This is a genomic window from Neptunomonas sp., assembly GCF_016744175.1.
In the GTDB taxonomy this organism is placed as follows: Bacteria; Pseudomonadota; Gammaproteobacteria; order Pseudomonadales; family Balneatricaceae; genus Neptunomonas.
On the sequence record NZ_JADGEV010000050.1, the window covers coordinates 16371 to 27485 of the forward strand.

11 protein-coding genes are annotated in these 11115 nt (G+C 45.2%); 3 read left to right on the plus strand and 8 right to left on the minus strand.

Annotated features, from left to right (window positions below; all coding sequences use genetic code 11):
* The 3 genes from QZZ55_RS17120 to QZZ55_RS17130 all read right to left on the minus strand — a co-directional run.
* A partial coding sequence (locus QZZ55_RS17120) for a Wzz/FepE/Etk N-terminal domain-containing protein (protein WP_293268643.1) occupies window positions 1-245 on the minus strand: 245 nt, incomplete at its 3' end.
* Between the two features lie 32 nt (window positions 246-277).
* Window positions 278-844: a polysaccharide biosynthesis/export family protein gene (locus tag QZZ55_RS17125; RefSeq protein ID WP_293268644.1), complete on the minus strand. Its 567-nt coding sequence runs from the start codon at window positions 842-844 to the stop codon at window positions 278-280.
* A 50-nt stretch (window positions 845-894) separates the two neighbouring features.
* Window positions 895-2091 carry an outer membrane beta-barrel protein gene (locus QZZ55_RS17130; protein ID WP_293268645.1) on the minus strand — a complete coding sequence of 399 codons (1197 nt, stop codon included), beginning with the start codon at window positions 2089-2091 and terminating at the stop codon, window positions 895-897.
* 330 nt (window positions 2092-2421) lie between these two features.
* Between QZZ55_RS17130 and galU the strand changes: the two genes are divergently transcribed.
* The 3 genes from galU (at window position 2422) to QZZ55_RS17145 (ending at window position 6325) form a co-directional block, all read left to right on the plus strand.
* The gene (gene galU / locus QZZ55_RS17135) at window positions 2422-3309 is read left to right on the plus strand and encodes a UTP--glucose-1-phosphate uridylyltransferase GalU (RefSeq protein WP_293268646.1); all 888 of its coding nucleotides are present in this window, start codon (window positions 2422-2424) and stop codon (window positions 3307-3309) included.
* Between the two features lie 71 nt (window positions 3310-3380).
* Complete coding sequence (gene pgi, locus QZZ55_RS17140; RefSeq protein ID WP_293268647.1) at window positions 3381-5057, plus strand: glucose-6-phosphate isomerase; 1677 nt, start codon at window positions 3381-3383, stop codon at window positions 5055-5057.
* Window positions 5057-6325 carry a nucleotide sugar dehydrogenase gene (locus tag QZZ55_RS17145; protein ID WP_293268648.1) on the plus strand — a complete coding sequence of 423 codons (1269 nt, stop codon included), beginning with the start codon at window positions 5057-5059 and terminating at the stop codon, window positions 6323-6325. Before pgi ends, QZZ55_RS17145 begins: the two co-directional genes overlap by 1 nt.
* On the opposite strand, the gene QZZ55_RS17150 is transcribed toward QZZ55_RS17145, so the two are convergent.
* The 5 genes from QZZ55_RS17150 to QZZ55_RS17170 form a co-directional block, all read right to left on the minus strand.
* Window positions 6300-6668, minus strand: a complete 369-nt coding sequence (locus tag QZZ55_RS17150) for a VanZ family protein (protein WP_293268649.1) — start codon at window positions 6666-6668, stop codon at window positions 6300-6302. The two genes, QZZ55_RS17145 and QZZ55_RS17150, sit on opposite strands and share 26 nt — an antisense overlap.
* A gap of 24 nt (window positions 6669-6692) precedes the next feature.
* The gene (locus QZZ55_RS17155; protein WP_293268650.1) at window positions 6693-8066 is read right to left on the minus strand and encodes an MBL fold metallo-hydrolase; all 1374 of its coding nucleotides are present in this window, start codon (window positions 8064-8066) and stop codon (window positions 6693-6695) included.
* A 32-nt stretch (window positions 8067-8098) separates the two neighbouring features.
* Entirely contained in the window at window positions 8099-9136 is a 1038-nt protein-coding gene (galE, locus tag QZZ55_RS17160) for a UDP-glucose 4-epimerase GalE (protein WP_293268651.1), read from the minus strand.
* A 34-nt stretch (window positions 9137-9170) separates the two neighbouring features.
* A complete protein-coding gene (locus QZZ55_RS17165; RefSeq protein WP_293268652.1) occupies window positions 9171-10607 on the minus strand; it encodes a mannose-1-phosphate guanylyltransferase/mannose-6-phosphate isomerase in 1437 nt (478 codons plus the stop codon).
* Between the two features lie 22 nt (window positions 10608-10629).
* A partial coding sequence (locus tag QZZ55_RS17170; RefSeq protein ID WP_293268653.1) for a WecB/TagA/CpsF family glycosyltransferase occupies window positions 10630-11115 on the minus strand: 486 nt, incomplete at its 5' end.

Below are 11115 nucleotides of genomic sequence, written 5' to 3' on the forward strand. Positions count from 1 at the left end.
TCCAGCCCATATACCTCTTCAATAGAAACGATATTAGCCTGCTGAGACTCTATCAATAGCGTTGCTGTCGCTCGGTAAATAGGGGTTAATGAGGTCACCACCAAAGCAGCTAGCAAGGTCACTAAAAATGCAAAACCAATAATACCCCACTTATGGCGCATTATTGTTTGCCAGTATTGGCGTAAATCGATGACATCTTCTTGCAACAAACGATCCGTCGCACCCTGTTCTCTTTGAATATCCATGTTCTATTTCATACTCGGTAAATAAGCAGGTATTAAAAAAAGCTTTCTTTGATAGTGATAACGTCGCCAGGAACGATGCGCGCGTTTAGCTTTACTTTGTCAGGCTTGATATCGGATGCACTTTTCTCGTGAGCAAGATAAAACTTGCTAGAAGAAGCCCGCTCCGTAAAACCACCCGCCATTGATACAGCGCGCTGCAGTGTAAGCCCAGGCTGATAAGGATAAGCACCGGGTTTTTTAACAGCACCATTGATATAAAATTCACGATACTCAAGCACCGTCACACTAACACTTGGGTTAACTAAATAACCATCCCTTAGCTGAGTAGCTAACATATCTCCCAAAGCACCCGTCGTTAGCCCCTTAACACGCAACTCGCCTAAAAAAGGATAGGAGATTGTGCCAGCATCACTCATTCGCACTTCAACACTTAGATCATCTTCACCAAAAACTTTTATGCCGAGCAAATCGCCTGAACCTAAGCGGTAATCAGATAAACCTTCCGAACGAGCGCTTTCTGCAACCTGAAGAACATCGGCAGAATACGAAAACTGACTGAATACAAACAGACACAACAAACAACACACACGATGCCACATTTTAACCTTTACCCCTATCAAACCAAACAAGCAAAACTCTCAAGCCACAGCTATAAAGAACCTTGCACGCCCATGAAGACACTATTGTTATCGTAATTAAATGCAGCCTGATTTGAGTTACGCTCAACATGCTCAATATCGAACGCTAACGTTAACCAACGACGAATATCATAAGAGACCCCTGTAGAGAAACTCTGCGTATCATCCTCACGGTCACTTAAATCATACTCTTCATTAGTAAAATCATAAGCCAATGCTGTTTTCATACGATCATTCCATGCATGACCCCATGTTAGGCTTGCAAAACGGCTATCAATAAAACTATCAGCACTGTTTGATTCTTCTAGCTCTTGCCCTGTGCGCAACACAAAAACAGAATAGGTGCGTAATGCCCAGCTGACTTCGGCCTCCCATGTAAATGATCCTTTATCATCTCGGCCAGCATCAGAAAACTGTTTCTGGGCATAACCTGCTTTAACAACACCCGAGGTTTTAGCGGTTGCGTCCCACTCGGCACCCACAAGATACTTCCACTCGTTATTGTCCAAGCTAGCGATACCCGCCATGTCATTTTGATAATCGGTATCTATCCTGCGAGCTTCAAGCAGCAATGAGGTTTTGGGCATAACACGATAATAAAAAGTAACGCCTGTACTTAACGTATCGCGATCACGGCTACGTGTTAGGTTTCGAAAATTGTTATAGTCACGCACGGTATAAGAGAGCTTACCCACAATACGCCCTTGTGCTTCACTGGCACCGTATGTGTAGGTTGCGCCCACTCTTTTTTCATCCAGTTCAACCGGTGCACTATTAACAGTGGCATTGGCACCTTCTGTTAAGCCGGTACCTCGTGCCTCATGAGCTTTAACATAAGCGGCTAATAAGTCGAGTTTATTACGCACATCAAAAACCAGATGCGCATCTGCGCGAAGCTGCGCATCGGTATAATTATCATTACTGCTACTATGATAAATACCGCGACTTACATCGGCGGTTATTTTATAGGCACTCGCACCCTCTTCAGCAATAAATTGAACCGTTGGATTAATAACAGTCACCGCTGAACTTTTTTCACCTGTCGAGGTTAAAAATATGTTGTCATCATGGCCGGTTTGCACAGTAAATGTAGGCACCATAGATACAGGCCCTAAAGAAACAGAAGCAGGATCAATAGCATGAACAGGTATGGAAAATAGAATAGCTGAAGTGCCCAATAGCGACGTGTATGCGTGCTTAAACCCCATTTAAGATAACTCCTATTATCTCTTTACTTAATAATGACAATCCAGTCATTTTATACTTTGGCAACATCGACTATTTTGACTTTATTATCATTGTTAAAAACAATAAAAAAGCATAGCCGTACCGCACTGCAAAGCCGCTACAGATTTTATCTGTAATCACGTAAGATTCATAGCCCTGCACGGCCAGCACAGCCATTTAGGCAGTTAAGATAACAAACACCTATTTATCACCTCACAAAGCATCAAGAAAAAGTTTTTGTCATCTGAGCCATGGTAGAATGCAATAATTTTTAAGAACCGATAGACCAGATAAACCATGGGAGTATATGGATGTCCGCGCTCACTAAAATTGTTATACCTGTCGCAGGATTAGGCACCCGGGTTCTACCCGCCAGTAAAGCAGTTCCTAAAGAAATGCTAACGGTTGTTGATAAACCGGTTATTCAGCATGTTGTGGAAGAAGCAATTAACGCGGGTTTCAAAGAGATTATTTTAGTGACGCGTAGTGGAAAATCATCTATTGAGGATCACTTCGATAAGCATTATGAGCTGGAAGCTGAGCTTGCTCGCAAAGGCAAAGAGTCCTTACTAAAAGCAGTACGCGATATTATACCCTCTGATGTATCAATTTGTGCAGTGCGACAAAATCAACCGCTTGGGTTAGGCCATGCCGTTTTATGTGCAGCCTCTGTGGTTGGGAATGATGATTTTGCAGTCATGCTACCTGATATGCTGATTCATAATAGCCACGCAGAACAGTGCGACTTAAAGGACATGGTGGCCGAGCACCACAAAAGTAACGCCGCACAAATCATGGTTGAAGCCGTCCCATATGAGCATGTAGAACGCTATGGGGTTGTAGATTGTGCAGGCATTCCCTTAACAGCTGGGCAAAGTCAACCTATTGTGGGCATGGTAGAAAAACCAGCACAGGCAGACGCCCCTTCTAATCAGGCGATTGTAGGCCGCTATATTCTCCCGTCACGCGTCATGGAATTACTACAAGACACCAAGCCCAGCGCCGGCAATGAAATCCAACTCACCGATGCACTGGACCAACTCATTAAAGAAGCGCCCGCCTATGCTTATAGCATGCGAGGCAAAACATATGACTGCGGAAATAAGCTGGGGTTTTTACAGGCCAATGTTATGTTTGGTCTAGATCACCCAGAAACAGGTGATGACTTTAACGCGTTTATCAAGAATCTCGTCAACTAATTTGTTGCTTTATCGCCCGCTAAGCCTATAAATACGGCGGGCTCCCTGATTTATCGATAGGAGATGGAATTTTGAGTGTAAAAGATCTGCCAGCTTGGGAAGCATTAAAAGAGCATGCCAATAGCATGCAAACAACGCATCTACGGGATTTGTTTTTGCAGGATAGCTACACAGACAAACCTGAGCCAACCAGCAGATTCGAAACATTCAGCGTTAGCCATGATGGACTATTGCTCGATTTTTCTAAGCAACGTATTACTCAAAAAACCGTATCACTATTAAAAGATTTATCGCAAGACTGCCAACTAGATCAGTGGAAGGAACGACTCTTTTCAGGCGATAAAATCAATACGTCAGAAAACAGGCCAGCCTTGCACACCGCTTTACGCCAACCGTATTACAATCAATTACTACTCGATGAGCACAATATAGTTGCTGATGTGCATGCCAACCTCGCACACATGAGCAGCATGGTAGGGCGCATCCGTGCAGGGCAGTGGCGTGGCTACTCTGGCCTGCCTATAGATACCATCGTTAATATTGGTGTGGGCGGGTCAGATTTAGGGCCTCTTATGGCATGTAACGCATTAATCGATGCGCAGCCAGAAACTAGCCACCAGCTTAAGGTTCACTTTGTTTCATCGATGGATGGTAGCCAGATAGCCAACTTACTCAATCAGCTATCGCCGGCAACCACCCTCTTTATTATCTCGTCTAAATCATTCACTACTATTGATACCTTGTCTAATGCGAACACGGCACGCCAATGGTTAAAATCAGCCAGCGGTGTTAAAGACGACCTACTCAACCGCCGCCATTTTATTGGTGTTTCGGCGAGTGCAGATAAAATGGACCTATGGGGCATCCCCAAAAACAGCCAACTAAATTTTTGGGATTGGACCGGCGGGCGCTATTCCATGTGGTCGGCTATTGGCCTCCCCATCGCTTTGCATATTGGGATGGCCGCCTTTAAAGAGATGCTCAGTGGTGCGCATGCAATGGATGAGCATTTTAAACATGCGCCTTTTGAAAAAAATCTCCCGGTGCAACTCGGCATGATTGGTATTTGGAATATCAACTTTTTAAATATCCATGCCCACGCGATCCTCCCTTACGATGGCCGCCTAAGCCACTTACCCGCCTACCTCGAACAACTTGAAATGGAGAGCAATGGCAAAAACGTGAACCGCCAAGGGAACGTCATTGATTACCACACCTGCCCGATTCTTTGGGGTGAAATAGGCCCTAATGCACAACACGCGTTTTATCAGTTACTCCACCAGGGTACCGAGTCCGTTATGTGTGATTTTATTGCACCGGCTAGGCGTTACGGCGGTTTTGATAGCACTGAGCTTGAACAACAACACCAGCTATCACTGGCGAACTGCCTAGCACAATCACGCTTACTGGCATTGGGAGACGCCGCCATTGCCGGTAACGACACCGCACCGACTCACAAGCGCTATCGCGGCAACCAGCCCAGTACCACCTTATTATTTAACGAGTTAACGCCTTTTTCTTTTGGCCAACTTATCGCGCTATACGAGCACAAAGTATTTGTGCAATCGGTTATATGGGATATTAATCCGTTTGACCAATGGGGAGTGGAACTTGGTAAAAAAATGGCAACCGATCTCTTAAAGCCATTAACCAATGAACAATCATCCTCACCATTTGATAGCTCAACTGAAGGGCTACTCTGTGCGATTCTTTCTCAACAGAGACAAAGCGAGCAGGAGTCACATTAATGAACATCGCTATTTGGGGACAAGAACTAACCGCATGGGCAACAGCAGGTATGCTGGCACAATCGGGCAATAATGTTTATATCGTCAACGACACTGAAATCACTGACCCTGTTATTATGATGGGCAGCAGCATCAGTAACGAGCCCGGCCTAAAAGATCTTATCGAGCAGCAGTTTGAAAAACAAAACCTGCAGATGATTCAAAGCAAGTCTGCGGTAGTGATTGCAACACACATTCTTAGCATGAACCCTGCTGAGTTTGAGCAAGCACAAAATACCGTTGCGCACATTGCTAAACATCATTCTGATAAAGTGCTCATCATCAACCAAAGCCATTTTGGTGTAGGTTACACCGATAAGTTACAAACACTTCTTGATATAGACAAAGATCAAGTGGTGGTTTATCTAGCTGAGAATATTTCGGAAGGTGAGGCACTTAAAAACATACATAAACCTAAGTCCCTTACCTTTGGTAGCACAAACGAATGGGCCACCATGCTAACACGCTCATTGTTACGCCCCTTTAGTAGCCAGCTTGAACAGTTGTTAGTGATGACACCCAAAGAAGCCGAATTTGCCAAGCTGTCCATCACGGGCATGCTGGCCTTACGGATAGGCTACATCAATGAGTTGGCCAACTTAGCAGAGCAGCTAAACGTCGATATTGATGTTATTAAGCAAAGCCTAGGAGCCGACCCGCGTATTGGCCACCATTACTTATCTCCGGGCTGTGGTTTTGGTGGTAACACCTTTTCTCAGACCATTAAAGGGCTGGCTAACCTGCTCTCTGAAAAGCGCCAATCACAACTACTTGATACCGTATTACAAGAAAACGAAAAACAAAAAGAACAGCCTTTTCGCAAGCTTTGGCGCCATTATGAGTGTGACATCCATAAACTCAATATAGCTATTTGGGGTGTATCATTTAAACCAGGCTCCGCTGCACTGGATTGTGCACCCAGCCTAAAAATCATTAGCGCACTCACTGCACAGCAGGCAAATATCCATATACACGACCCAGAAGCACTGGAGAATATTGAAAAACTCTATGGCGAGCACCCACAAGTGCATACCTATCACGATAAATATGAAGCACTTAATAAAGCAGACGCACTGCTACTGCTGACCGAATGGCCAGAATATGCATCGCCAAATTATGATGAAATGAAAGATCGCATGAAGGCACCGCTGATCATTGATGGCCGCAATTTACTCAGTAAAGAACTGCTAGAAAGCCTTGGCTTTACCTATTACGGAATCGGACGATAACCTTTAATAAAACAACCAAGAGCAAAGCGATAGCAACGCCAGCCAAATTCGCGTAGCTATCGTCTATGCTATACACCCGCAAAGGGCGAAGCTCACCCTGCAGATACTCTAGCAATGGTGCTAACCCGAACAGCACCGGCCAAAAATAAAACCATCTAGCCTGCCTAAAAGCCATCCATGCCGTGAGTGATAAACCTAAAAAAGCCAGTACATGCCCGACTTTATCCGACTGATTAAGAAACTGCAGTGGGGTTGGCCTAAAAATACCGTATGCAACAAGAGCCGCACACAGTAAAAAAATACCCCAACGAAACCAGCCAGAAGAAAACAAGCGAGTACTCACTGATAATAATGCTGCAATAAAGCGTTATTCATGCGGAATCCATACGTTTGCATCAGGCACTACGGCCTGCAGCTTTTTCACCAACGCCTCTTTGGCCTCTTCATCACCATGCACAACGCGTATTTCGACTGGTTTACGGTAAATGCGTTTAACAAAATTTACCAAATTAGCTTGATCAGCATGCGCTGAATAACCACTAATAGTAAATATGCCTGCACGGATATCAATGCGCTCATTGTCTAAGAACACATAGCCACCCTGCGGCCCATATTTTTGTATATCACGCCCCGGAGTACCTTTCGCTTGATAACCAACAAACAACACTTCAGTACGCGAATCAGGCAACAACGCTTTAAGGTAGTTTTGCATACGCCCACCTGCACACATCCCACTGGCGGCAATCACAATGGATGGCCGCCCCGTAGATTTAAGATGCTGAACCAACTTCATGTGATCTTGGTGGCTCTCAATAGTAATTAACTGCTCAAATGATAACGGGTGGCGATTAGCGGCTAACTTCTTACGTGCTTCTGCATCCCACAAACCGCGCAGATCTCGATAGTGCTGTGTAAACTTCGCCGCTAAAGGCGAATCAACAATAACGTCGATGGTTTCCCACGGGCTTTTATTAGATGAACATGAAGCACGGTGGATAATCTCTTCTATTTCATAGAGTAATTCTTGAGTGCGACCAATACTAAACGCCGGTATCAGTACCGTGCCTTGGTTTTTTAGGCAGCGTTCGATAACTGACTTCAATAATTTACGTCGATTTTTACGGCCTTCATGTAGCTTGTCGCCATAGGTGCTTTCTATAACAACAATATCCGCTTTATAAGGAGATTTTGGGGCAGGCAGTAATGGCGAATGAGGCGCCCCTAAATCACCCGAAAATAACACTCGTTGGCCTTGTGCATCAAACTCTACATAGGCAGAGCCCATAATGTGGCCCGCAACACGAAAGCGCCCGCGTGTTTTAGGCAAGCCCTCCACTGCAAACCACTCATCATAGGGAATCGGTTTTAGTAACTGCTGCAGACGCTGCAACACTTTCTTGATCAGGTTTTTATCACGAGAGACGCCTACTTTAATGGCATCCTCTATCACCAATGGCAACAAATGTGCAGTCGCTTCCGTGGCATAGATAGGGCCATTGAAACCGGCGGCTAATAAAAACGGAATACGCCCGACGTGATCAATATGGCAATGAGTAACGACAAGTGCTTTTATAGTATCAAGCGGAAAATCTATCTGCTTCTCACCTAGCTCCCTATTTGCCGACTCAGCCCCTTGAAACAGGCCACAATCAACCAGTACGGCTTCGCCGCTTGATAAGGTCATTTGATGGCACGAACCCGTCACTCCTTGTACTGCACCGTGATGTTGAATAGATACCATGTAACCTCCGTGTTTTTCTAAACCTTTTTTAACTAAGCATCTTTATAGCCGTTAGGGTTATTCGACTGCCAACGCCAATGGTCCGTCACCATACGCACCATATCAAACTCAGCAACCCACCCCAGTTTATCGGCACTGTAGGCTGGATCGGCATAACAGGTTGCAATATCCCCGGCTCGTCGCTCGGCTATAAAATAAGGCACAGGGCAGCCGCTGGCTTGCTCAAAAGCGCTCACCACCTGCAATACCGAGTAACCGTTGCCGGTTCCCAAGTTATACACTTGGCAGCCATGTGTAAAAGAGCCTTCTGCGTTTGTGATAGAAAGCGCAGCTAACGCTTTTAGGTGCCCTGCGGCTAAATCCACCACATGAATATAGTCACGCACGCCTGTACCATCCACCGTGGGATAGTCATCACCAAATACATTAAGTTTATCTAACTTCCCAACGGCTACCTGTGCAACATAAGGCATGAGATTATTAGGGATGCCGTTAGGGTCTTCACCAATTAAACCACTAACATGTGCACCCACCGGGTTAAAATAACGAAGAATAGAGATTTGCCATTCAGGATCAGCCAAAGCAATATCGCGCAGCACATTCTCGATCATCAGCTTAGACTGGCCATAAGGATTTGTTGCCGATAGCGGAAAATCTTCACGGATAGGCACGGTGGCAGGATCACCATAAACCGTAGCAGACGAGCTAAACACAATGCTTTTACACTTATGCTGAGCCATGACTTCAAATAGATTTAGCGAACCCGCCACATTGTTTTGATAATACATAACAGGCTTAGAAACAGACTCACCAACCGCCTTTAAGCCAGCAAAGTGAATAACTGCATCAATGCGGTAATCCGTAAATACTTTATCTAATGTTGCTTTATCGAGGATATCGCCTTCTACAAACACAGGGCGCTTACCGGTAATTTTTTCGATGCGGTTAAACACCTCAGGGTGGCTATTACAGAGGTTATCCAGCACTACCACATCAAAGCCAGCTTCTAGCAATAATATATCTGTATGGCTCCCAATGTAGCCAGCGCCGCCTGTTACCAAAACTGCCATATTTCTACTCCGTAAAACTCATATAACCGATAGGTTACTTGCCAACTCGGCCATAACGATCTTCAAAACGCACGATATCATCTTCATCTAAATACGCACCCGACTGCACCTCAATTAACTCCAGATTCACTTTGCCGGGGTTTTCTAGTGCATGCACTGCCGTAATCGGGATATACACAGACTGATTCTCGGTGACGTACTTCTCAGCACCATCAACCGTTACTTTTGCGGTTCCTGAAACAACGATCCAATGCTCAGCACGGTGATGATGCATCTGCACCGACAGTTTAGCCCCTGGCTTAACCGTTATGCGTTTAACTTGATAACGCTCACCCGTATCAATCGAGTCATACTTGCCCCACGGGCGATACACCTCACGGTGCTGAAAATGCTCCGAGCGGTCGCCTTCTTTAATCTCTGCAACAATCGCTTTTACATTTTGAATCTTATCTTTGTGTGCAACGAGCAAAGCATCTTTGGTATCTACGATAATAAGATCATCAACACCTAAGGTTGTAATCAAGCGATCATCAGACATCACTAATGAACCACGCGTATCATGTGCAATCACATCGCCCGACAACACATTACCTTGCTCATCTTTTTGTTTGATATCCCATAACGCAGACCAGCTACCCACATCACTCCAACCGGCATCCAACGGCACAACCACAACAGAAGCGGCACTGTTCTCACCGACTCCACTCACACTGCTTAACGGCTCCATTACAGCATAGTCGATTGACTCATCGGGGCAGGCTTTAAAAGCCTCAGTATCGACACGGACAAAGTCGAAATCAGCTGCGGTTGTTTGCATCGCTGCTTGGCAGGCAGAAAGAATATCTGGGCGAAAATTGCCGAGTTCTTCTAAATAGCGATCGGCGCGGAACATAAACATGCCACTGTTCCAGTAATACTCACCCGAGGCAACATAAGCCTCTGCCGTTTCGGCGTTGGGTTTTTCAACAAAGGCCGCTACCGGGTAGCTTCCACTTGTTAGTTTATCTTCGCGCTTAATATAGCCATAACCGGTTTCTGCACACGATGGCACAATACCAAAGGTAACAAACTGGCCTGATTCAGCTAAAGGGGCAGCCATTGCAACGCCCTCCCGAAAGGCTTGCTCATTCTCGATAACGTGGTCGGCGGCTAATACTAATAGCGCCTCATCTCCTTTCCCTTTAGCAACCGCATCCAACGCGGCCAACGCAATAGCGGGTGCGGTATTGCGGCCTACTGGCTCAAGAAAAATAGAACACGGCTGTGAAATTTGGCGCATTTGCTCTGCCGCTAAAAAGCGATGCTCTTCATTACAGATAACAGTAACTGTATCGACTTTATCAAGACGCTTGACCGTTTCTTGTAGCATGGTTTTATCAGAATTTAACGGTAAAAACTGCTTAGGAAATTGCGTACGTGACAGCGGCCATAAACGTGTGCCGGAACCGCCAGAAAGAATAATTGGGATCATTAGAAAACCCTAAATAAATCGTTTAAACGTTATTATGCTTAGTATCTTTTAAAAAGCCTAACTTAGCCTGAACAAGCAACCAAGCAAATTGAGAATTAGTCACTAAATAACGTTTCCACATGCGCCTTGGTTCTTGGATAACACGGTATAACCATTCTAATCCATTCCTTTGCATCCATATGGGTGCTCTGCTCACCTTACCGGCCACCACATCAAAGGTACCGCCTACTCCCATGACAAAATCAACACCAAGTTCATCTTTCCAGCGGTTGATAAAATTTTCTTTTTTAGGTGATGTAATCGCTACAAATAATAAACGTGCACCAGAAGCTTTAATTTGCTCAACCACCGCCTGCTCATCATCCCAAAAATAACCGTGATGTGTACCTGCAATAGTAAGCTGAGGATGCTGAGCCTGCATCACTTCGCCGGTTTTGGTGACAACATCATCTTTTGCACCTAGATAAAACACCGGAAAACCTTCTCGCTCAGCCATAGCGTTGAGTTC

Bases quoted from the DNA above. Each gene is read 5' to 3' on its own strand.
- QZZ55_RS17125 (WP_293268644.1), bottom strand. From the start codon at position 844: ATGTGGCATCGTGTGTGTTGTTTGTTGTGTCTGTTTGTATTCAGTCAG.
- QZZ55_RS17130 (WP_293268645.1), bottom strand. From the start codon at position 2,091: ATGGGGTTTAAGCACGCATACACGTCGCTATTGGGCACTTCAGCTATT.
- galU (WP_293268646.1), top strand. From the start codon at position 2,422: ATGTCCGCGCTCACTAAAATTGTTATACCTGTCGCAGGATTAGGCACC.
- QZZ55_RS17145 (WP_293268648.1), top strand. From the start codon at position 5,057: ATGAACATCGCTATTTGGGGACAAGAACTAACCGCATGGGCAACAGCA.
- QZZ55_RS17155 (WP_293268650.1), bottom strand. From the start codon at position 8,066: ATGGTATCTATTCAACATCACGGTGCAGTACAAGGAGTGACGGGTTCG.
- galE (WP_293268651.1), bottom strand. From the start codon at position 9,136: ATGGCAGTTTTGGTAACAGGCGGCGCTGGCTACATTGGGAGCCATACA.
- QZZ55_RS17165 (WP_293268652.1), bottom strand. From the start codon at position 10,607: ATGATCCCAATTATTCTTTCTGGCGGTTCCGGCACACGTTTATGGCCG.